22 protein-coding genes and 1 pseudogene are annotated in these 21,779 nt (G+C 59.7%); 11 read left to right on the top strand and 12 right to left on the bottom strand.

Annotated features, from left to right (window positions below; translation table 11 throughout):
• Positions 1–101: 101 nt before the first annotated feature.
• Entirely contained in the window at positions 102–2,330 is a 2,229-nt protein-coding gene (locus ACQZ6D_RS04135; RefSeq protein ID WP_174047451.1) for an OmpA family protein, read from the bottom strand.
• 341 nt (positions 2,331–2,671) lie between these two features.
• On the opposite strand from ACQZ6D_RS04135, the gene ACQZ6D_RS04140 reads away from it, so the two are divergent.
• From ACQZ6D_RS04140 to ACQZ6D_RS04160, 5 genes are all read left to right on the top strand, one after another.
• On the top strand, positions 2,672–3,445 hold the full coding sequence (locus tag ACQZ6D_RS04140) for an ABC transporter substrate-binding protein (protein WP_065687228.1): 774 nt from the start codon (positions 2,672–2,674) through the stop codon (positions 3,443–3,445).
• A gap of 113 nt (positions 3,446–3,558) precedes the next feature.
• On the top strand, positions 3,559–4,362 hold the full coding sequence (locus ACQZ6D_RS04145; RefSeq protein ID WP_003516067.1) for an ABC transporter permease: 804 nt from the start codon (positions 3,559–3,561) through the stop codon (positions 4,360–4,362).
• Positions 4,359–5,189 carry an ABC transporter permease gene (locus tag ACQZ6D_RS04150; protein WP_448729620.1) on the top strand — a complete coding sequence of 277 codons (831 nt, stop codon included), beginning with the start codon at positions 4,359–4,361 and terminating at the stop codon, positions 5,187–5,189. The genes ACQZ6D_RS04145 and ACQZ6D_RS04150 overlap by 4 nt, the downstream gene beginning before the upstream one ends.
• Positions 5,190–5,357: 168 nt before the next feature.
• Positions 5,358–5,624, top strand: a complete 267-nt coding sequence (locus ACQZ6D_RS04155) for an usg protein (RefSeq protein WP_003516070.1) — start codon at positions 5,358–5,360, stop codon at positions 5,622–5,624.
• A gap of 84 nt (positions 5,625–5,708) precedes the next feature.
• Positions 5,709–6,533, top strand: a complete 825-nt coding sequence (locus ACQZ6D_RS04160) for a class I SAM-dependent DNA methyltransferase (protein ID WP_025593927.1) — start codon at positions 5,709–5,711, stop codon at positions 6,531–6,533.
• Between the two features lie 95 nt (positions 6,534–6,628).
• Here ACQZ6D_RS04160 and ACQZ6D_RS04165 read toward each other — a convergent pair whose 3' ends face one another.
• From ACQZ6D_RS04165 to ACQZ6D_RS04180, 4 genes and pseudogenes are all read right to left on the bottom strand, one after another.
• On the bottom strand, positions 6,629–7,594 hold the full coding sequence (locus ACQZ6D_RS04165) for an aliphatic sulfonate ABC transporter substrate-binding protein (protein ID WP_448729621.1): 966 nt from the start codon (positions 7,592–7,594) through the stop codon (positions 6,629–6,631).
• Between the two features lie 291 nt (positions 7,595–7,885).
• Positions 7,886–8,374 (bottom strand): Lrp/AsnC family transcriptional regulator, encoded by a 489-nt coding sequence (locus tag ACQZ6D_RS04170; protein ID WP_003507846.1) that lies wholly within the window; start codon positions 8,372–8,374, stop codon positions 7,886–7,888.
• Positions 8,375–8,444: 70 nt separating this feature from the next.
• Entirely contained in the window at positions 8,445–9,089 is a 645-nt protein-coding gene (locus tag ACQZ6D_RS04175) for a uracil-DNA glycosylase family protein (RefSeq protein WP_162719818.1), read from the bottom strand.
• A pseudogene (locus tag ACQZ6D_RS04180) lies at positions 9,082–9,593 on the bottom strand (thermonuclease family protein). Before ACQZ6D_RS04180 ends, ACQZ6D_RS04175 begins: the two are co-directional and overlap by 8 nt.
• On the opposite strand from ACQZ6D_RS04180, the gene ACQZ6D_RS04185 reads away from it, so the two are divergent.
• Entirely contained in the window at positions 9,549–9,734 is a 186-nt protein-coding gene (locus tag ACQZ6D_RS04185; protein WP_448729763.1) for a hypothetical protein, read from the top strand. The pseudogene ACQZ6D_RS04180 and the gene ACQZ6D_RS04185 sit on opposite strands and share 45 nt — an antisense overlap.
• A 48-nt stretch (positions 9,735–9,782) precedes the next feature.
• Positions 9,783–11,318 carry a two-component system sensor histidine kinase PdhS2 gene (gene pdhS2, locus ACQZ6D_RS04190; RefSeq protein ID WP_112674091.1) on the top strand — a complete coding sequence of 512 codons (1,536 nt, stop codon included), beginning with the start codon at positions 9,783–9,785 and terminating at the stop codon, positions 11,316–11,318.
• A gap of 16 nt (positions 11,319–11,334) precedes the next feature.
• Here the strand turns inward: pdhS2 and ACQZ6D_RS04195 are convergent, their stop codons facing one another.
• Positions 11,335–11,739 (bottom strand): diacylglycerol kinase, encoded by a 405-nt coding sequence (locus ACQZ6D_RS04195; protein WP_065702404.1) that lies wholly within the window; start codon positions 11,737–11,739, stop codon positions 11,335–11,337.
• An 8-nt stretch (positions 11,740–11,747) separates the two neighbouring features.
• On the bottom strand, positions 11,748–12,782 hold the full coding sequence (gene cobT / locus ACQZ6D_RS04200) for a nicotinate-nucleotide--dimethylbenzimidazole phosphoribosyltransferase (protein WP_065702403.1): 1,035 nt from the start codon (positions 12,780–12,782) through the stop codon (positions 11,748–11,750).
• Positions 12,783–12,913: 131 nt separating this feature from the next.
• Here cobT and ACQZ6D_RS04205 point away from each other — a divergent pair, with 131 nt between their 5' ends.
• Genes ACQZ6D_RS04205 through ACQZ6D_RS04215 form a run of 3 tightly spaced genes read left to right on the top strand, consistent with a single transcriptional unit; the run spans position 12,914 to position 14,617 of the window.
• Entirely contained in the window at positions 12,914–13,699 is a 786-nt protein-coding gene (locus tag ACQZ6D_RS04205) for an adenosylcobinamide-GDP ribazoletransferase (protein ID WP_083211509.1), read from the top strand.
• 19 nt (positions 13,700–13,718) lie between these two features.
• Positions 13,719–13,913: a DUF1289 domain-containing protein gene (locus ACQZ6D_RS04210; protein WP_065702401.1), complete on the top strand. Its 195-nt coding sequence runs from the start codon at positions 13,719–13,721 to the stop codon at positions 13,911–13,913.
• Entirely contained in the window at positions 13,910–14,617 is a 708-nt protein-coding gene (locus ACQZ6D_RS04215) for a TIGR02281 family clan AA aspartic protease (RefSeq protein WP_111782414.1), read from the top strand. Before ACQZ6D_RS04210 ends, ACQZ6D_RS04215 begins: the two co-directional genes overlap by 4 nt.
• A 115-nt stretch (positions 14,618–14,732) precedes the next feature.
• On the opposite strand, the gene ACQZ6D_RS04220 is transcribed toward ACQZ6D_RS04215, so the two are convergent.
• The 5 genes from ACQZ6D_RS04220 to ACQZ6D_RS04240 form a co-directional block, all read right to left on the bottom strand.
• A complete protein-coding gene (locus ACQZ6D_RS04220) occupies positions 14,733–15,494 on the bottom strand; it encodes an ABC transporter permease (RefSeq protein ID WP_003516094.1) in 762 nt (253 codons plus the stop codon).
• On the bottom strand, positions 15,491–16,417 hold the full coding sequence (locus tag ACQZ6D_RS04225; RefSeq protein ID WP_019567066.1) for an ABC transporter ATP-binding protein: 927 nt from the start codon (positions 16,415–16,417) through the stop codon (positions 15,491–15,493). The genes ACQZ6D_RS04220 and ACQZ6D_RS04225 overlap by 4 nt, the downstream gene beginning before the upstream one ends.
• A gap of 105 nt (positions 16,418–16,522) precedes the next feature.
• A complete protein-coding gene (locus ACQZ6D_RS04230; protein ID WP_013636424.1) occupies positions 16,523–17,344 on the bottom strand; it encodes a sulfite exporter TauE/SafE family protein in 822 nt (273 codons plus the stop codon).
• Between the two features lie 400 nt (positions 17,345–17,744).
• A complete protein-coding gene (locus ACQZ6D_RS04235) occupies positions 17,745–19,013 on the bottom strand; it encodes an extensin-like domain-containing protein (RefSeq protein ID WP_025593934.1) in 1,269 nt (422 codons plus the stop codon).
• A gap of 304 nt (positions 19,014–19,317) precedes the next feature.
• Entirely contained in the window at positions 19,318–21,132 is a 1,815-nt protein-coding gene (locus ACQZ6D_RS04240) for a methyl-accepting chemotaxis protein (RefSeq protein ID WP_065702399.1), read from the bottom strand.
• Between the two features lie 251 nt (positions 21,133–21,383).
• Here ACQZ6D_RS04240 and ACQZ6D_RS04245 point away from each other — a divergent pair, with 251 nt between their 5' ends.
• On the top strand, positions 21,384–21,698 hold the full coding sequence (locus tag ACQZ6D_RS04245; protein ID WP_013636426.1) for a DUF1883 domain-containing protein: 315 nt from the start codon (positions 21,384–21,386) through the stop codon (positions 21,696–21,698).
• Positions 21,699–21,779: the final 81 nt, after the last annotated feature.

The raw sequence follows: 21,779 nt of genomic DNA on the forward strand, positions 1-21,779 counted from the left end.
GAGTTACGGATAATGTGTCGGCCTGGGAACTTTGCTACCAATAAAAAAGCCCGGAAAGCTTTGCGCTTTCCGGGCTTTCATTTTTCAGTTCCTGAACCTTATCAGTTCTGGGCGACCGGTCTTACCAGCGGTGTCACGCGGCGGATGGTGACGCGGCGGTTCTGCTGTTCCGGGCCGAGTGTCTGAACCTTCAGGTAACGCTCGCCGTAGCCTTGCGTCGCCAGGTTTTCCGGCGGAATGCCGTAAACATCGGTCAGGACATTGGCGACGGAAGCGGCACGCTCGTCGGAAAGAACAAGGTTGCTTTCATCCGAACCAACGGCGTCGGTGTGGCCTTCGATCAGAAAGGTTTCCGCCGGGTTTTTTGCCAGCGCCTTGTTGATCGCATCCGCTACCTTCCGCAGCGAACGGGCCTGCGCCATCGGAATGTCAGCGCTTCCAGTGGCAAATGTGATCGTATCGAGGTCGATACGGCGCACCTTGTCGCGGATACGGGCCGAATAACGCACTTCATCCAGCGAGTAGACACGCTCCACCGGCTCGACCGGCGGCTGCTCCAGGAAGCGGTAGTAATCGCGGTCCGGATCGCTCGACGTGTCGATGATGTAGTCACGAACCGGAATGCGCAGACGCATCGGCGGCAGGTCGAGGCCGGGATCGCGATAGACATATTCACGGTCCGGTTCGTCCATCAGTTCCGGTGCATAGAACAGAACATATTCCCGGCCACGGTCGTCGATGCGCGAACGCTGGATGACGTCGCCATAGCGGTTGCGGATCGTCACCACCTGCGTGCCGTCGCGACGCTCGACGGTCTCGCGGACACGTCCGCCGGGTAGGCGCTCGTAATAGGGCTCGCCGCCATCGCGGATGAAGCGCTGATTGTCGTCGCCGCGCACAACCACGCGGTCACCGAATTGCAGGATGATCGGCGCATCGCGATCCTGATCGCGCCGGCCACCTTCGCGCGGCTGCCATTCCCGCGCACCTTCCGGCCGGTCATATTGCGGACGGCGGTCGACACGCTCACCCTGCTGAGAGGTAATCGCCTCCATCTTCACGGGCGGCGGAGCCTTGCCTCCGGCAGCACCGGCGCGCTGCGCTTCGGCGTCGGAAGTCGGCACCTTCACGTCACCGGCCTGCTCACGCTCGCGGCGGCGTTGCTCGCGTGCCTGGTTGTTACCGGAGCGCTCCACTTCCTTGTCGCTGTCGAGAACGGCGGCACCCTTGTCGACGGGCAGAATGACGGTGTCGGCAGTCTTGGACGGGTCCTTGGCGATAGCCTTGGCCTTGTCCAGTTCCTGCTTCGTCGTCGGAGGCGCTTCCGTCTGCGGAATGGCGACCTGATTAGGAACGGCTTCGCCGGCAGGCGCCTGTCCTGTCGTGGCGCCGCTTGGCGGCGGAGGTGTCGGAGTACCCGGCAGCGGCGCTGCAGGCTCCGTCTTGCCCTGGCCTTCTACCGGCTGCTTTTCAGAAGGCTGCTGGCCGGGCGCAGGATTGGGCTGAGCTTCCGGAGCCGGTGGCCGTGCCGGTGTCGGCGCTTCCGTTGGAACAGGAGCCTCCTTTACAGCTGGCTCAGGAGCCGCTGGCTTTTTCTCCGGAACGGCCTTTTCGGCGGGTTCCGATTTCGGTTCCGGTGCTGGAGCGGGCGCCTTTTCCTCTACCGGCTTTTTCTCGGCGGCGGGCTCGCGCTGTTTCGCCGGCTGCTCGGTATTTTCAGGGCGTGCGGCTGGCTGTTCGGCCGCCGGCTCCGGCTTGCGCGGACGCGCGGGGCGTTGCTCGCCCTCACCTGCCGGCTGCTCGGCTCTAGCCGGTTTGCGCGGCCGTTCCTGCGGCTGCTGCTCGGCTTGTGCAGGTGCGGCTTCGGGCTCAGGCTGCGGGCGCTGCTTGCGGGCGGGTGGCTGTTCAGCTGGCGCCGGTTCCGGTTGGGCTTCGCGCTGCTGCGGCTGCCGTTTCGGTTCCGGCTGAGGCTCGCGTTGCGGCTCGGGCTGAGCTTCACGCTTGGGTTCAGGACGCGGTTCGGCCGGTGCGGCTTCAGCCTTCGGCTGTTCGCGCTGCGGTTCCGGAGCCTGCTCCTGCTTTTTCGGCTCTGGCTCTGGCTTCGGCTGCGCCTCTTCTGCTTGCTGGCGTTGCTTGCGCAGCAGCTCTTCCGGGTTCTGCTCCTCCGCCTGCGGCTGCGCCTGTGCCAATATCACCGGGGCCTTTGCCTGGGGCATTTGCGTTTGCGTCCGTGCGGCGCCGGCATAACCGGCGGCGGCCGGCTCCACCGCGATCGCCAGCGACATGAGGGGGAAAACCACCCCCGTCAGCAATGTGTTCTTCTTCAGCATCGGTGCTTCCTCATCTGCCAATCGTTGTACGCCGCTTATGCCGCGACATTGTGAATCCGGCCGCGCGTGCAGGCGCTGGTCAACGCCTTGCATACGCTTCGGTTCCCATGATGACCAAAGCGTTCTGTACCGGAAATGAACAGATCAAGGCCATTTCGTGAAAGCTCCGCGACGAAAAAGAGGGCGCTAATATTGCAGTTGCATTTTTTGACCAACCGGACGAATAATTGCCGCGCGCTGAAGGCCACGAATGGCAACCCGTTCTGTTGCGCCTGCGCTCACGACGTCCGCACTGAAAACAACAACAGACTGCGGATGAACGACCAAAAGAGAGGATCGAAATGCCTATTTCCACCCGTCTGCTCGCAGCCGCATCGATTGCCGCCATCTCCCTGTTTTCCGGCGCGGCCCTCGCGCAGGACAAGATCGTCATCGGCACGGAAGGCGCCTACCCGCCCTTCAACAATCTGGAAGCCGACGGTACGTTGACCGGCTTCGACATCGACATCGCCAAGGCGCTGTGCGTCGAAATGAAGGCTGAATGCACCTTCGTCACCAATGACTGGGACGGCATCATCCCCGCCCTGCAGGCAAAGAAATTCGACGCCATCATCGCGTCCATGTCGATCACGCCGGAGCGTCTCCAGAAGGTCGATTTCTCCAAGAAATATTACAACACCCCGCCGGCAATCGCCGTACCGAAGGATTCGCCGATCAAGTCCGTCGACGACCTGAAGGGCAAGTCGCTCGGCGCGCAGGGTTCCACGACCCACTCCAACTATGCAGAAAAGCACTTCCCGGGTTCCGACCTGAAAATGTACCCGACCGCCGACGAATATAAGCTCGACATCGCCAACGGCCGCATCGACGCCGTCATCGACGATATCGTCGTCCTGTCGGAGTGGCTGAAATCGGATGCAGGCAAGTGCTGCAAGATCCTGACGCCGCTTCCGGTGGATGTCGAGATCAACGGCAATGGTGCAGGCGTAGCCGTTCGCAAGGGCGATACGGCTCTCGCCGACAAGTTCACGGCTGCCATCGCCGGTATCCGCGCCAACGGCAAGTACCAGGAAATCAACAAGAAATACTTCGATTTCGACGTTTACGGCCAGTAAGCGGCGCGTCGCCTGTTGAAATCTGGTGGCGGAAGGCTTGCCCTTCCGCCATTTTTGTTTGAAAACGTAATCATAACAATCACGGCGGCTTAAGACCGCGGGGGAAAACTGGCATGAGCGGAGCATTTTCCGCCATAGGTGCGTTCTGGACCTATGTCTCGACACTTCTCGACCCTTTCTGTGGGCCGGTCGGTCTCTTCACGCTTTTCGGAAACGGCACCCTCGTCACCTGTGGCGATGCCGGCTGGGGCGACGAAATCGCCTTCGGCGTCAAGGTCACGATCTCGCTGGCGCTCGCCACCCTGCCCGTCGGGCTTGTGATCGGTTTCCTCATTGCGCTCGCCGCGCAATCGGAGGAAAAATCGCTGCGGCTGGCGGCCGGTGTTTATACCACCATCTTCCGCGGCCTGCCGGAACTCCTGACCCTGTTCATCGTCTATTACGGCATACAGATGCTGCTGCAATCGGCCGCCGGTTATGTCGGGATAACCGGCCCGGTAGAGATCAACGCCTTCGTGGCGGGCATGGTCGCGCTGTCAGTGGTGTTTTCGTCCTATTCCTCGGAAGTGTTGCTATCCGCCTTCAAGGCCATCCCAAAGGGCCAATATGAGGCTGGACATGCACTCGGCCTCTCGCGCGGCCACACCATGGTGCTTGTCATCATCCCGCAGCTGGTCAGGATCGCCCTGCCCGGCATGACCAACCTTTGGGTCATCCTGCTCAAGGATACCTCTTACGTCTCGATCATCGGCCTTGCCGATATCGTGCGCCAGACCGGCATCGCTGCCCGCGTCAGCAAGGAAGCCTTCTTCTTCTACGGCATCGCCTGCCTGCTCTACCTCATCCTAGCTCTGCTCTCCTCCATCGGCATCGGCTTCATCGATCGCTGGTCGCGCAAGTCGGAGGCAAGCCGATGAGCCATGTTCAGGAACTCATCCCGCCGCGCCCCGCGCCGGTCGCCACAGACAAGCCCCTCAACATATCGCGCGTCGTCGGCATCGGCGTCATAACGCTCTGGCTGCTGCTGGCCGCCGGGCTGATTTTTGCGATGATCGAAGGCTGGGACTGGGCGAAATTCGAACGTTACGGGCCGCGTTATATCGATGGCCTCACCACCACCGTTACGCTGGTTGGCAGTTCGATCATCCTCGGCGCACTTCTCTCGGTGCCGATCGCCTTCGCCCGCATGTCGGAAAATCGCGTCATCAGCGCGCTGGCCTATGCCTATGTCTACGTCTTTCGCAGCACCCCGCTGCTGGCGCAGCTTTTCCTGATCTATTACGGTCTCGGCAGTTTCCGTCAGGGGCTGGAAACCGTTGGCCTGTGGTGGTTCTTCCGCGAGGCCTGGTATTGCGGCCTCTTGTCGCTCACCCTCAACACCGCCGCCTATCAGGCCGAAATTCTGAGGGGCGCGATCCGAAGCGTGCCACGCGGCCAGATTGAAGGTGCCGCCTCGCTCGGCCTGTCGAAATTCATCACCTTCCGCAAGGTCATTCTGCCGCAGGCCCTCATCGTGGCTCTGCGCCCCTACGGCAACGAGATCATCCTGATGATCAAAGGTTCGGCAGTGGTCTCCATCGTCACGGTCTTCGACCTGATGGGACAGACGCGCTACGCCTTCTCCCGCACATTCGATTATCAGGCCTATCTCTGGGCGGCGATCTTCTACCTGACGATCGTCGAGACGCTCCGGCATGTCTGGGCATGGCTCGAAGCCCGCCTGACACGCCATCTCAAGCGCTAGGGGCACGGTTGGCAGCACTCAACAGAGAAGACTGCCAACATTTTGAAAAATATAACTATTTTGTGACAACCCAGACCTTTGGCAAGGTTGGGTTAACCCTGTCGTGTTCCCATATCAGATACAGCGACAACGCTGTGATCGGCAATCATGAGAACGGGAACAGCCGACATGAACAAGGAAATGGAAATGATGCTGAGGGGCTACGGCCTCACCACTGCCCAGATTTTTTATCGCATGCCGGACCATCCGCTGGTTCTCCAGACCTATGTCTGGCAGGACTATGATCTCGCCCCGGATTTCCCCGAAATGCACGGTTTCCTCAAATTCTGGCAGGAAAAGCTAGACGGTCCGTTGCACTCGGTCCGCTATGTGCACCGGCAGGTGATCTCGGCGCAGGAATGGCGCGCATTGAAAGGAGAGTTCATTCTCCACTGAGGCCCATCGCCACATAAGCATTGCGCCCGTCCGTCTTGCGGCTTACAGCAGACTTCAACTGAAGATGCTGACGGATACCGCACGATGACGAAGAACCAGAAAATTGACGAAGAGGCGCTTGCCGAAGCCTATAACCGCGCGCTCGCGCTTGAGAAAGCCGGCGATGTTGACGCGGCGGTGAAGGCCTATGAAGAGGTTCTGGCCATCGATCCGGACGATCACGGCGGCGCAGCCGTTCGCATCGCCGCCATGGGCCGCGGCGAACCGCCTTCCAAAGCGCCCGACGCCTATGTCGAAACCCTGTTCGACCAGCACGCCGAAGCCTTCGAGGATATTCTTGTCGAACAGCTCGGTTATGCAGTGCCGATGATGGTGCGCCAGCGCCTGCAAACGCTCGATCTCGGCCCCTTCAAGCGCCTGCTCGATCTCGGCTGCGGCACCGGCCTCACCGGCGAAGCGCTGCGCGACATGGCTGATGACATCACCGGCATCGACATTTCCGAAAACATGGTCGAGATCGCCCATGAGAAGGACCTCTACGAGACGCTTTATGTCGCCGAAGCCGAGGACTTTCTCGAGGACAATGACGACGAGCCCTTCGACATCATCACCGCAACCGATGTGCTGCCCTATCTCGGCGCGCTGGAACCGCTGTTTTTCGGCGCCGCTGAAAACCTCGTCCCTGGTGGCCTGCTGATCTTCTCGTCGGAAACGCTGCCCGAGGCAACCATGGCCGGACGCCCCTATATGGTCGGCCCGCACCAGCGTTTCGCCCACGCGGAAACCTATGTTCGGGAAAGACTGGCAGCGACCGGTTTCGACATAGTCGAAGTCACCGACATTAACGTGCGCATGCAGGACGGCAACCCCACACCCGGTCATCTGGTGATTGCCAGGCTCAAGGGCTGAGGCAGAGGCAAGCGCTCCTGAAATGGAGCGCTTGCCTGAATCAATCTCTCAGCAACAACAGCCAGACGATTGAAGAGACTCAGCTTTCGCCCGGCTTAACTCGCTTTCGAACGCCAGACGATATCGGTAACCTTGAGTTTCTTCGGCACGATTTTCAGATCGTAGAACTCGTCGGCCAGCGCCTGCTGATAGCTGATGGCCTCATCCGAAACCAGCGAGACACGCCCCAGATCCGCTCCCGGACGCGTGAGCGACACCTTGGTTACATCCTGCGGGACGCCGGTTATCGCCGCCAGCAATTTTGCAGTCTCATCGATGTTGGCCTGAGCCTTTGCGCCGACGCTTGCGAGTTCCTTGAGGAGCAGCGGCACGAGGTCGGGATTGCTTTCCACGAAGTCGCCATTGGCGAGGAAATAGCTCCAGGGATCGACAATACCTTCGGCAGTCGTGAGAACCCGTGTCGTCGGCTCCTTTTCCGCCACGGCAAAATAAGGATCCCAGATCGACCAGGCATCGATGCTGCCGCTTCGGAAAGCGGCCGCCGCATCCGGCGGGGCAAGGTCGATGGATGTTATGTCGTTCAGCGTCAGACCGGCCTTTCGCAATGCTTTGACAGTAACGTTATGGGCGCTGGAGCCGCGCTTGAAAGCCACCTTCTTGCCCTTGAGGTCGGCCAGCGTCTTCAGCGGCGAATCCTTCTGCACAAGGATTGCCGATCCGCCGGCAGCGCCCTTGTAAGTTCCCACATAGCGCAGATTGCCACCGGCAGCCTGCGCGAAAAGCGGCGGCACATCGCCCGTCGGTCCGATATCCAGCGCACCTGCGCCCAACGCTTCAAGAAGCGGCGGCCCGGAGGAGAACTCCGACCATTTGACCTCAATGCCGCGATCCTTCAACAGCGCTTCAAGCGCGCCCTGGCTCTTTGCCAAAGCGATCACGCCATTCTTCTGCCAGCCGATCCGTAACGTGGTGGTCGCGGCTCCAGCCCGCCGGATATGCGGCAGGAACGCCGCCCCCGTTGCACCCGCAATCAGTCCCAATGTTCCGCGTCGTGTGAGCATGTGGATATCCTTCGCTGTTGCCATCATCAGATATACAAAGCGTAGATATTCGAGTGATTTTATCAAAATCCCACTTTGCGCGGCGCGAGTGCAAAGAGAATTGAATGTGCTAATTTGCCGTCGCAGGCGGAATAAGATTGCCTGTCCGCCTCGGCACGCCAGGAGTGTGCATTCCCCGGACAACCGCCGGATGGCCGACTTGAGTGCTTGCGGAAAAGCAAACTGCGCAACGAAAAATGCCCTCCCCGGCAGCCGGAAAGGGCATTATTCAAAAAGCCTGATCAGCCGGGATCATTCCTCGCCGGATTTGGGATTATCCAGCAGCATGTAATCGAGCGGCAGTTCCGTCGTATATTTGATCTGTTCCATCGCAAAGGCAGACGACACGTCACGAATTTCGATCTTGGCGATCATGCGCTTGTAGAAAGCGTCATAGGCCGCGATGTCAGGCACGACAACGCGCAGCAGATAATCGACATCGCCGCTCATGCGGTAAAACTCGACGACTTCGGGGAACTCGGACACCACCTCGGAAAACCGCTTCAGCCATTCGATGGAATGGGAGGCAGTGCGGATGGAGACGAAAACGGTGACCTTGGTGTTGACCTTGACCGGATCCAGCAGCGCCACGCGCCGGCGGATGACACCGTCCTCTTCCATCTTCTGGATACGCCGCCAACAGGGCGTCGTGGAAAGGCCGACCTTTTTCGCCAGATCAGCGACAGCCAGCGTGGAATCCTCTTGCAGAATGCGCAAAATCTTACGGTCTAGGCGATCCAATGCGTCTACCCTCCTGAATTAATTTCCTTTCAATACACTAATTTTTAGAGAAAAACAGAAAATTGTTTCACTAAAGTCGCATTTCCACATGTTGTCGCAGAACAGGAAGCAGCTCCTCGGTAAACCACGGATTCTTCTTCAGCCAGCCGGTGTTGCGCCAGCTTGGATGCGGCAGCGGCAAAATGGCCGGTCCCGAATTTGAATGAAAATAGCTGCGCCAGTCGTGCACGGTCTCGGTCATGGTTTTCCGCCGTCTTTCCCCGAGATGAAAGGCCTGGGCATATTGACCGATGGCAAGGACCAGCTCCACCTGCGGCATCGCCGCCAGCACCTTCTCCCGCCACTGCGGCGCACATTCGCGTCGAGGCGGCAGGTCACTGCCCTTGTCGTCATAGCCGGGGAAACAGAACCCCATAGGCACAATAGCGAAGCGGTCCGGATCGTAGAATGTCTCACGATCAACATTCAGCCACTGGCGCAGCCTGTCGCCGGAGGCATCGTTGAAAGGCACACCCGTTTCATGCACGCGAAGCCCGGGCGCCTGCCCTGCAATCAGGATACGCGCCTTGGTCGACATCACCACGACCGGTCGGGGTTCGTGCGGCAGGCGTCCGTAGGTTGGGGTGTCGCGACAGATGCGACAGAGGGCAATCGCGCCCCGCAGCCCGTCCAACCCGTCGTCATTCATCGGCAGGGCTCGATCCGCCTCAGCCATGATTCCATCCCAGAAGATGACGGATGATGGTGAGGAAACCCGCTGCGGGCGTTTGCAAATCCGCTGCGCGATGTTCGCGCCGCCACTCTGCCGGCTTTTCGAATTCTCCGGCCCATATGCCGCGAGCTTCTTTGCGCGCCAGCGCCTGTTCGCCGGAGAACTGGAAATAACCTGAAGCGATGGCAAAACCCGACGCCACCATTTCCGAGGACACATCCCGGTCTCCCGCCGAGCAATAGACCAGCAGCCGTCCGTAACGGTCCCTGGAACTGCCGGAACAGGAAAAGGTCGTGCCTTCGATCATCTGTTGCAGAACGCGGCGCGCCTCCGCGCCGCATGGCCAGATTTCGCTGCCGCGTCGGCACGTCTGCGAAAGCTCCGGCGCATCGATGCCGAGCAGCCTGAACCGGTCCTCGCCCTTTGAAAGCGTATCGCCATCGATCCGAAGAAACGGCCGGTATGGGTCTCGCTATTGATCTGATCGAGCTTGGCGGCAATCAGAATGCCGAGAAAAACGGTGGCAAGGAAAAGCCCGCCGTCGCGAAACGTCGAGAAAAAGCCGCGCCTGCCTCCATTTCGTCTCATGTCACAACAAACCCTTGTCAGAAATGGCAAACAAATCCTTTCACGGCAGCATCTTCTTAAGATTTTGTGCGTAGCCTGCAAAGGGTTCATGTCACCTGCGTTGTAACAATGAGTAAAAGCGTCAGCACGTCCACCGATAAGATCATCGTCGACCGTTCACGAAAGCACCGTAACAAGGCTGTTTTCGACACGGTGAAGACGACGCGTGAACGCTTGCAGCAAGGCGCTGGCGGCAGCGAAGCCTATGAACGTGAAATGCTGACGATGCACATCGCAGAAGCCCTTCAGGGCGCGATGATCATGCCGCTTTTCATCGTATTCGCCTCTATCATCGGTTTGTATATCACGGGTGACATAGGGCTGATCATCTGGTCGCTCATTGCACTGAGTTTCCATGCCATGTCTCTGGTGCTGGCCAAAAGAGCCGCCAAACAGGGGATAACGGCCGAAAATCTGCCGAAGTGGCGCAATCTCTTCCTTGCCATGCAGATCCTCATCGGTTGCGCCTGGGCAATGTTCGCCTTGGCCGAACCGGTGCGCAACAACCCGACACTCGTTATTTTCTTCAAGGGCGCGACGCTGCTGATCGCGCTTTCGCTTACCGCCATGGCCAATTTCATGCTGCGGCGGGCCACCTTCATGACCTTCCTGCCGGTGCTGGCGGCGCTGTGCGTCACCTCCGTCGTCTCCCGCGATCCCTTCGATGTTGGCCTCGCCCTGATGTTCGGCATGGCGATCCTCTTCTGTCATCGCATCACCAGCAGGCTTTACCAGACCAGCATCAAGCTGCTGTCGTCGCAGACTGAAAAAGATGATCTGATCGCCGAACTCGAGGTCGCCAACTCAATGTCGGATGAGGCGCGGCGGCGTGCGGAAGAGGCCAATCTGGCTAAATCGCGCTTTCTCGCCTCCATGTCGCACGAGCTGCGAACCCCGCTCAACGCCATTCTCGGCTTCTCCGAAGTCATGTCAGCAGAGGTGCTCGGTCCGCTCAACAATCCGCTCTATAAGGAATATTCCGGCGACATCCACCGTTCCGGCCAGCATCTGCTCGACCTCATCAACGAAATCCTCGACCTGTCGCGTATCGAGGCCGGCCGCTACGACCTCAATGAGGAAGCGGTCTCGATGCTTGAAATCGCCGAAGATTGCATCGGCATGATCCAGCTTCGCGCCCGCGCCAAGTCCATCAGGATTTCGCAGCAGTTCGAGAGCAGCCTGCCGCAGGTCTGGGCGGATGAAAAATCGATCCGCCAGGTCATCCTCAACCTGCTCTCCAACGCCGTCAAATTCACCCCGCAGGGCGGTGAAATCCTCGTGAAGGCTGGCTGGACGGCGGGTGGCGGGCAATATGTGTCGATCAAGGACAACGGCCCCGGTATTCCAGAGGAAGAAATCCCCGTGGTGTTGTCTGCCTTCGGTCAGGGATCGATCGCGATCAAGAGCGCCGAACAGGGAACCGGGCTCGGCCTGCCCATCGTTCAGGCCATCCTTGCCAAGCATGACGGCCAGTTCATCCTGAAATCGAAATTGCGTGAAGGCACCGAAGGCATCGCCATCCTGCCGGCAAAACGTGTGCTGCAAAGCCTGCCAGCCGTGGAGGAAACCCACGCCATCCAGCCACGCCGCCGGTCCTTCGCCTAAGCATCAAATCTGCCGTTCAGAAGAACAGCGTCGTCACCAGCGAATAAAGCACGAAAAATCCGTTTGCCGTCAAAAGGCAGAAGACGGCGAAAGAACCGAGATCCTTGGCGTGCCGCCCGACGGAAGAGATTTCCGGCGAGATGCGATCCACCAACTCCTCAATCGCGGTATTGAGCGCCTCGACGGCGAACAAAAGCAGCATCAGCACCGTAAAGACGAGAAGATGCGCAAACGGCGTGCCAGCGACCAGAAGCAGGGCAAGGCCGACGCCGAAGGCGAGAACCTCGTGCCGGAACGCCGCTTCCTGCCACAGCCGTCCAAGCCCCTGCAAGGAATAGCGGGCAGCAGCAAAAAGATGCCGCCATCCCTTTTCCTTACGGAAGGCAGGTTCCGGTTGCTTCTTATGCGGCGTTGCGTCCATCTTCGCCCTCAATGCTCAGTGTGGGAATGGGTACCAGTATCGACACCGGCAGCTTCGAAAGTCGCCATGCCGGAATGGCAGGCGGCGGCAGCCTTGACGATGCCGGCGGCCAAAGCGGCACCCGTGCCCTCGCCAAGCCGCATGCCCAGCGCCAGAAGCGGCGTCTTGCCAAGTTTCTCGACGGCAGCCAGATGGCCCGGTTCACCGGAGACATGGCCGATCAGGCAATGGTCGAGCGCGGAAGGATTGGCAGCCTTCAACAGCGCGGCAGCGGCAGTCGCCACATAACCGTCGATCAGCACGGGAATGCGCTGCACGCGGGCGGCAAGGATGGCGCCGGCAATCGCCGCAATCTCACGACCACCGAGACGGCGCATGATTTCGAGCGGATCGGACAGATGGTCCCTGTGGAACTCGACGGCAGCCTTCACCGCCGCGATCTTGCGGGCCATGACCTCGCCTTCAGAGCCAGTGCCGGGACCGGTCCACTCTTCCGCCGTACCGCCATAAAGCGCCAGATTGATCGCCGCTGCGATGGTGGTGTTGCCAATGCCCATTTCGCCAACGCAGAGAAGGTCGGTACCGCCAGCAATCGCCTCCATGCCGAAGGCCATGGTGGCGGCGCAATCGCGCTCGGAAAGGGCAGGCTCGCAGGTGATGTCGCCGGTCGGGTAGTCAAGTGCCAGATCGAAAATCTTCAGACCGAGATCGTTGGTGACGCAAATCTGGTTGATCGCCGCACCGCCTGCCGCAAAATTCTCCACCATCTGCTGCGTCACGGATGTCGGATAGGGCGTGATGCCGTGCCGGGTGACGCCATGATTACCGGCGAAAATCGCCACCAGCGGACGGGTGACGGCGGGCGAGCGGCCCGACCATGCGGCAAGCCACATGGCGATTTCTTCCAGCCGACCGAGCGAACCGGCCGGTTTCGTCAGTTGCGCATTGCGCTCCTTGGCCGCGACCAGCGCATGCGTATCCGGGCCGGGAAGCTCGCGCAGCAGCGCGCGGAAATCGTCGAAGGGCAATCCGCTCATGCTCATGGTATCTGTCTTTCTCGTCGTCGGGTTGGCGGAAACTTGTGTTTTCCGGCAAATCGGTCTTTGTTGCGCCTCTCATAATCGCGGACGCGCCGCGGAACAACCGGAAATGCAAGCACAGCAGCGGAGAGAGCATGAAGGCCGGGGATTTTATAACAGATGTCATGCATTCCGTTGCCTTTCTCAGCCGCCTGCCGGTCCCATCGCGCTTTTTCGGTGAAGGTGACGGTCCATCGATGCGCCGGACAGCACGCGCTTTTCCCGCAGCAGGCCTCCTGATCGCCCTGCCCGCTGCTGTGCTCGTGGTGGCATTAGCGAAGTTCGACGCCTCACCGCAGCTCACCGGCTGGCTTGCCATCGCCGTCACCGCGCTCATAACCGGTGCGTTGCACGAAGACGGCTTGGCGGATATGGCCGATGGCTTCGGCAGCGGCAAGGACAAGTCGAAAACGCTTGAGATCATGAAGGACAGTCGCATTGGCAGCTATGGCACGATCGCCATGGTCCTGTCCTTTGCACTGCGCGCCACGGCACTCGCATCGCTTATAGAAACCCTGCCTGCCAAAACCGCCGCCGCCTGCCTGATTGCCGCGCTGGTGGTGAGCCGCGCCCTGATGGTATGGCACTGGCAGTCACTGCCCGCCGCCAAAACCTCCGGCATCGCCGCCGGCGCCGGCCAACCCGGGGAAAGCGAGCGCAACATCGCGCTCGCAACAGGGTTGCTGCTGCTTGTGCTTTTCACGCTGCATGCCCTGCCCTTTGTGTCGATCGTAGTCGTTCTGGCGGCTGCCTGCCTCGCGACGATGCTGTGCGGCAGGCTCTGTGTCAGCAAGATCGGCGGCCACACCGGCGACACCATCGGCGCCAGCCAGCAGATCACGGAGATCGTTACTCTCGTCGCTCTTGCCCTTGCGACGTGACAGACTGATATAGATCCCCATGGAAACACCCTGCATTCATATCTGCTCCCTCGACGCCACAAACAGCCTCTGTATCGGTTGCGGACGCACGCTGGACGAGATCGGCGGCTGGGCAACCTATAGCGACGAAAAGCGCCGCATGATCATGCAGGCGCTTCCCGAAAGACTGGCAAAAACAGGCAAGGACACCTTCAGGGAGACGCACACCGCATGAACAGGCTGACTTTCGTTCTCCTCTTGCTGGCCGTGGGTCTCGGCCTGCTTCTCGTCAATCACGACAGCGGCCGCACCTTCGGCATCGACAACGAGAAATTCGGGCAGATCGTCTATCTCCTGCCGATTGCGGGCTTGCTATCCGTCGGCATTCTGGCGGGAAGCCGCGGCAGCTTCGCAAGCGTTGTCCGGCAACTCGCCATCTGGCTCGTGATTATCCTCGGCCTCGTATCCGTCTATCTCTATCGCTACGACCTGCAATCCTTCGCCGACCGGCTGCTGGGTGGCCTGATGCCCGGCCGCGCGGTGGTGGTGACGACCGCTGGCGGCGAACAGGAGATCATACTGCACAAATCGATGAGCGGCCATTTCGAGGCGAATGTCAGCATTGAAGGCAAAACGATCCACATGCTGGTCGATACCGGCGCGAGCTCCGTGGTGCTGGCCAATGCCGATGCCGCCGCCATCGGCATCGACACCACGAAACTGCGCTACACCGTGCCGGTGATGACCGCGAACGGCCGCACGGCGGCAGCGCCCGTCACCCTGTCCGAGATCGGCATCGGCCCGATCGCGCGGAACAACATCCCCGCCCTCGTCGCGCAGGATGGCCAACTGGGCCAGAGCCTGCTCGGCATGAGCTTCCTGTCGACGCTTGGTTCGATGCAGATGCAGACCGATGAGTTGAGATTGCGAGACAGGTAAAACCTGCCGGGCAGACAGTTCCTGCTCGAGATCAAAAAATAACGTCTCGCTGTCCGAATACGAAAACGCCCGGTGCAAACCGGGCGTATCACATTCACGGCAAACCTCTTTCCGGTCAGTTGCGCAGCCGGTAACCGGTCTTGAACATCCAGCCGACGACGCCGAGGCAGAGCGCAAGGAACAGCGTGATCATCGCCAGGCTGATGACGGGATTAACGTCGGCGATCTCGTAGAAGCTCCAGCGGAAACCGCTGATGAGGTAGAGCACCGGGTTGAAATGACTGACCGTCTGCCAGAAGGGCGGCAGCATGTCGATGGAGTAGAAGCTGCCGCCAAGGAATGTCAGAGGCGGCACCACCAGCATCGGGATGAGGTTCAACTGCTCGAAATTCGTGGCCCAGATGCCGATGATGAAGCCGAACAGGCTGAAGCTCACCGCCGTCAGCACAAAGAACAGGATCATCATGAACGGATGGGCGATGGTGATATCCACGAAGAAGGAGGCCGTTATCAGGATGATCGTGCCGATCATCAGCCCCTTGGTCGCCGCCGCCCCGACATAACCGGCAACAATTTCCGTCATCGCCACTGGCGCAGACAATATCTCGTAGACCGTGCCGGTGAATTTCGGAAAATAGATGCCGAAAGAGCCGTTGCTGATGCATTGCGTCAAAAGCGTCAGCATGATCAGGCCGGGCGTTATGAACGCGCCATAGGAAACCCCGCCAACCTCCTGAATCCTTGAACCGATCGCCGTTCCGAAAACGATGAAATAGAGAGAGGTGGAAATGACCGGCGACACGACACTCTGCAACAGGGTGCGGCGGGTGCGCGCCATTTCGAACAGGTAGATGGACTTGACAGCTTCGAAATTCATTTCTGGTCTCCTACCAGCGAGACGAAAATATCCTCAAGAGAGCTTTGACGTGTCGAAATATCCTTGAAATGGATGTTGGCACCGGAAAGCGCAGTCAGCAGATCGGCAATGCGCCCCTGCTCGCCGTTGTCCTCGATCTCGTAGGTGATGGTGTTGCGGTCATCCGAGAGCGAAAGGCCGAAGGATGAGAGACTATCCGGCAACGCCTCCACCGGCTGCGAAAGTTCAAGGAAAAGCTGCTTGCGGCCGAGCTTCTTCATCAGCGCGGTCTTTTCTTCCACCAGCAACAATTGGCCGCCATTGATAACGCCCACTCGATCGGCGATCTCTTCCGCCTCCTCGATGTAATGCGTGGTCAAAATGATTGTGACGCCCTTGGAGCGCAGCTCGGAAACGACATTCCACATGTCGCGGCGCAAGGTAACATCCACACCCGCCGTCGGCTCGTCGAGGAAGAGGACCTTCGGTTCGTGCGCAAGCGCCTTGGCGATCAGCACGCGTCGCTTCATGCCGCCGGAAAGCTCCCGCAGCATATTGTCCTTCTTGTCCCAGAGCGACAGCGATTTCAGGACGCGCTCGATCAGTTCCGGGTTCTTCTTCTGCCCATGCAGACCGCGCGAGAAGCTGACCGTGTTCCACACGGTCTCGAACTGGTCTGTCGTCAGTTCCTGTGGCACAAGGCCGATCAGGGCACGCGTCTGGCGAAAATCCTTCACCACATCATATCCGCCAACGAGAACCGAGCCTTCACCCGGATTGACAAGCCCGCAGATGATAGAGATCAGCGTCGTCTTGCCGGCTCCGTTAGGCCCGAGAAGAGCAAGGATTTCCCCCTCCCTGATATCGAGGCTGACACCTTTGAGCGCCTGAAAGCCATTTGAGTAGGATTTGGTCAGATTCCGTATCGAAACAATGGCATTCATCGCGAATCTTTCGAAAAAAACGAGTAAGATGCACGCCATATAGGCCGTACAACCCGCAATTGCCAGCCCAACGGCCTGAACACTGCATTCGGCGGAGAGGGAAAATCAGCTGTAGACGCTGTAGAAAAACTGGGCCGCGACGAAGACCAGAAACACCCCGAAGGCCCGCTCCAGCTGCTTCTTGCTGAGTGCATGCGCCAGCCGCGCGCCATAGGGCGCGACGACAAGCGTGATGGGGATCAGCAGCGCGACGGCGATCCAGTTGATGAAGCCGGTGGAAAAAGGCGGCAGACCTGCATCACCCCAGCCGGCCCAGATATAGCCGAGGAGACCCGGCAGCGAAATAAGCACTCCGACACCGGAGGATGTGGCAACCGCCTGATGGATGGTGCGTCCGTAAAGCGTCATGAAAGTATTATTCATCACCCCGCCGCCCACACCCATCAGGCCAGACAGAAGGCCGATGCCGGTGCCGACCAGAAAGCGGACCGGATTTTTCGGCAGGTCTGAACCGAGATGCCAGCTCGCCCGGTTGAAGATCATCCGGAAGGCGAGCGCAAGCGCAATGAAAGCGAAGATCAGCCGCAGGGCGACGCTCGAGGCATGCGCAGCCACCACAGATGCGAGGATGGTGCCGAGCGGCACGGCGACGATCCAACCCTTCAGGAGATCGATATCAACGGCACCTTTCTGGCGATGCGTCAGGAAGGAACGAATGGAGGTCGGCACGATGATGGCGAGCGAAGTCCCAAGCGACAGATGCATGCGCACCGCCTCCGGCACATCCAGAAGCCCGAACACATGGTAGAACACCGGCACCAGCACAGCACCGCCGCCAATGCCGAACAGCCCCGCCAGAAGTCCAGCGACCACGCCCGCGGCCGCAAGCGCCGAAGCAAAGATCAGTATCTCTGAAACAGGGGGCATGAAAGCAGGCTCCCGGGGGCCGTTGTCACAAACATGTGACGCTCATAGCGTATCAGAAAAGGGCGGCAAGCCATGTTGGCCGCAGGTCAGTACGGCGCGATGTTTTTTGCCGGATATCCGCACCGGATGGACCGTTTTATGGGATTTCTTCCCATTGCATGCCCTTGCAAAGACGCCGATATCCCCCGATTTAGGCAGTCTTCTTCAACCGGCCTTAGGGCCGGTCTTTTTTTGGGCGGCTAGCACCAAACCCAACAGGCCCAAATTGTAATGTGGCCACATCCCCCACTCCGTCATTCCGGGTAGCTCCGGGACGGACGGGAAGTTACTGGTCGACGTAACGCACCACAACTAATGCCTCACGCCTATCGTCATGCACCACCGTGTCGTCTAGCCGCCCCTAGTCGCAATGCCTGTAACCGGACTTGCGGGTGCGCAGGTCGAAATGGAAATGGTTCCAGTGGTTGGGATCGCTGCCCGGCCCGAGAACCGTTGAGAAATATTTGCAGCTATCGGACCTCACTGCCTTCAGCAGCGCCTTTTCCCGGAAGGCGAAGAAGTTCTTGCTGCGAACGTCAATCTCCTTCCCGTTGTTCAGCGTTATGGTGCCGATATCGATGGCGTTGCCGCGCGCATGTTCGGACCATGGATTGCTGGAGCGCGAATTCATCTTGCGGCAGGAATAACCGCCCATGGGCGTGATGCGCCCGACGCCTGAGAGGTAACGGAAGCGGGAGGACGGCACGAGTTCGAACTTTACCCATTTGGCGAAGGCAAGCGTGACCTGGCAATTGAGCTTCACTGCCGGGCGGATGGCAACGCCGCTGGCAAGCCCGCTGAGTTCGATCGGATAGTCGATACCGCAGGTCGGACCATCTGCAATGCGCGCAACATCGCGGAAGGCGACGCCGAGACGGCGCAGCTCGGAGCGACAGGCCACTTCCGAGGATGGCATGACGCCGGGCGGCATAGCCGAGCGGTTGCTTTGCAATCCGTCGCGGGCCATCGGATCATTGGGCATCAGCATGGCGACCTCCTCCACCGGCTGGCGGCGGGAAGAAGACCCCGGCGGCGGTGGCGGTATCAACCGCGACTGACCCGCACTTTGTTGCCGGCGAGCGGGAGAAACGGCAACCGGATTGTCGGTGCCGATGCCGTCCACCACCGGCTGGGCGGAAGCGCCTTCGGCAATATCGGCGTCCTGCTCTTCCGCAAGTCCGCGAACCGGCTCCACGCCCAGCATGGAATCCATGTTCACCCCGCCCTCGCCTTCGGCGATCTGATTTGCGGCGCCCTGCTGGTTGGGCATGGCTGGGGAGGCCATGCTTTGGCCGTTCGCGGCCATCCGCGCCTGATGCTGGCCATCCAGCGTGGAATAGCCCTGGCCGCCCTGTGGCGATTGCAGCAGGGGATCCTGCGAGGCATAAGGCTCCGGCATCGGTTGCGACACGGCTGCGGGATAATTGGTGGCCTGCCCGGTCCGCTCGGCCTGATAGACCGCACCCGGCGGCGCGCTGTAGCCTTGCTGCCGCGACGACCGGATGGCGCCGACACGTGTCGTGCCGTCAACCTCGGCCGGCGGCACAAGCCCCTCCGCCGAACACGACACCATGACCGTGGAAATCATCAACAACGTCACAAGACGACGCGGAAGGGAAACATACGCCATACGAGAACCTGTACCTTCAGCGGCCGCTACCCGCGGCAATACAGGTAAATTTTAAAGAAACGGGGTAAACGAATCCTTATTGGTTGGGAGAAATAACGAACCGGGCTGTTCCGTGAAGCGGGAAATGCGGGAGCCTCGACCGAAATCATATCAAAGGTGTGAGCAAAGCTCTGCAAACCAACGCCTCTCACGATGCAGACACACCACGGGTCCGGCACGACGGAGGAGAGCTTGTCGCACTTCCTCGAAACAGAAAGGGCGCAGCCAAAGCCGCGCCCTGTAAACTATCTCAAGCGGATAAAAATCAAGCCGCCCGCGAAACCTCGCGCCCTGCCCCATGCCCGAGTTCGAAACGGGACAGCAGCGCGCGGAGCTGCCGGCTTTCTTCGGCCAGCGTCTGGCTGGCCGCCGTCGTCTCTTCCACCATGGCGGCGTTCTGTTGGGTCATCTGGTCCATGTGGTTGACGGAGGTGTTGATCTCCTGCAGGCCGGTGGCCTGTTCCCGCGCCGCCGTGGCGATGGAATTGACATGGCCGTCGACCCGGTTGACCAGCGTCACGATCTCATCCAGCGCATCGCCCGTGGAGCGAACGAGTGCGACACCGCCGCCGACCTCTTCCGCGGAACGATTGATAAGGGTCTTGATCTCCTTGGCGGCATTGGCAGAGCGTTGCGCGAGTTCGCGAACCTCCTGCGCCACCACGGCAAAACCGCGTCCCGCTTCGCCTGCCCTTGCGGCCTCGACACCGGCATTCAGCGCCAGAAGGTTGGTCTGGAACGCGATTTCGTCGATGACGGAAATGATCTGCCCGATGCGCCGCGAAGATTCCTCAATACGGCCCATCGCATCGACGGCATTGCGCACGATCTCGCCCGAGCGGCCTGCGCTCGTTTTTGTATCCTGCACCATTTGTCGGGCCTCGTTCGCCCGTTCGGAAGCGGTGCGCACCGTCGCGGTGATTTCGTCAAGAGCCGCCGCCGTCTCCTCCAGCGCCGCTGCCTGCTGCTCTGTCCGGCGCGAAAGATTGCCGGTCGCACCGCTGATGTCAGATGCGCTATCGTTGACGACATGGCCGGTTCTGGCGATCGCCTCGATCGCCCCATGCAGCGCGCCGACGGCGCGGTTGAAATCCATGCGCAGCTTTTCATATTCGCCGCCGATATCGGCAAGCTCGACGGTCAGATCGCCATTGGCGAGTGCTTCCAGCGAACTGCCGAGCTCATTCATGGCATGAGCCTGACGTTCGGATGCGGAGCGCAACGCCATCTCGTTGCCATGCCGCGCCTCCTCCAGCGCCCGCTGCTGCTCCGCCTCGCGGGCCTGCAAGGCGCTGCGCTCGTTGACGCTGTCACGCAGCACCAGCAACGTCTTGGCAATGGCGCCGATTTCGTTGCGACGGTCGGCGAATTCAATTTCCGCCTCGCCGTCACCATCAGCGATCCGCTTCATACTCTGCCGGATGCGATCGATAGGCCGTGTCACGCTGCGCACGACGGCTGCAGCCACGCCGATCACCAGAACGCCGGACAGAACACACACTGCGATGTTGAAATAGGCATTGCTCCAGAAAACCGCCTCAAGATCGTCGACATAGACGCCAGTGCCGACAATCCATCCCCAGGGCGCGAAACCGGCGACATGGGAAAATTTCTCGACTGGGTCCGGCGCGCCGGGCTTGGGCCAATAATAATCGACAAAGCCCTGGCCGCCCGCCTTCACCGTATTGACGAATTCGACGAACAGCGCCTTGCCGTTCGGATCCTTGTTGGCAGTGAGATCGCTGCCGTTCATCTCGGGCTTGATCGGATGCATCACCATCTTGGGATGCATGTCGTTGATCCAAAAATAGCCGCTGCCGTTGCCATAGCGCATCGCCGCAATCGTGGTCTTGGCTTGTTGCTGCGCAGCCTCACGCGTCAGGGTGCCACCCTGCTCTAGCCGGTAATATTGCTCAAGAATGGCGATAGCCGTTTCGTTCATGGATGCGAGCCCCGCTTTACGCTCGCGTTCCATCTCATGAAAGGTCTCGAACAGGCTGAATGTAAGTGCCGCAGTCAATATTGCCAGAAACAATGCAACGAGCGCATAAAGGCGCATAGATATCGTGACGTTTTTCATATTCCCCCCAACGCCGCTGACGGCACTTCGACCAGCCTATGTTAGAGTTAAAAAATTTATTATAACTGAATACGCTTATTATACGTTAGTATTATTCCAGACCTCCTCCTCCCAACCCGCCAATACTCTCCACGGCCCTTAAAAGCCGGCGCAGCGACCCGAAATTCTACAGGGTGCTGCCGTTTTAAAGAGCTCGTTAACCCTGACGTCCTATCCTCTTTTGCCAAAATACAGGTACAGGGAGACGCGCAATGTCACGGCCGAATTTCCGCTTTACACACTATGACCTGAAGGAATTGCGGGCTGGGACGACCATTGAGGTGTCCCTTTCGGCCGTCAACAATGTACGGCTGATGACAGGCGCAAATTTCCAGCGTTTCACAGAATTGCTCGATTTCAAATATCTCGGCGGCGTCGCGAAAAAATCGCCGATCCGCATCAGCATTCCCGAGACCTTGCACTGGCATCTGGTGATCGATGCCGAAGGGCACAGTGGTCTGGCGGAATCCTCGGTCAAGATGCTGCCTGCGCCGTCGCAGGTCATACAACACCGGAAGGCATCCTGATTTCCCTTTGGAAACAGTTGGATGGCGCGGTGTTACGACTCACTTTGGCAAGCGCCTGATTCTTTTTGTGAAGAAAGCTTT

Source organism: Agrobacterium sp. 22-3639C2, assembly GCF_053522105.1.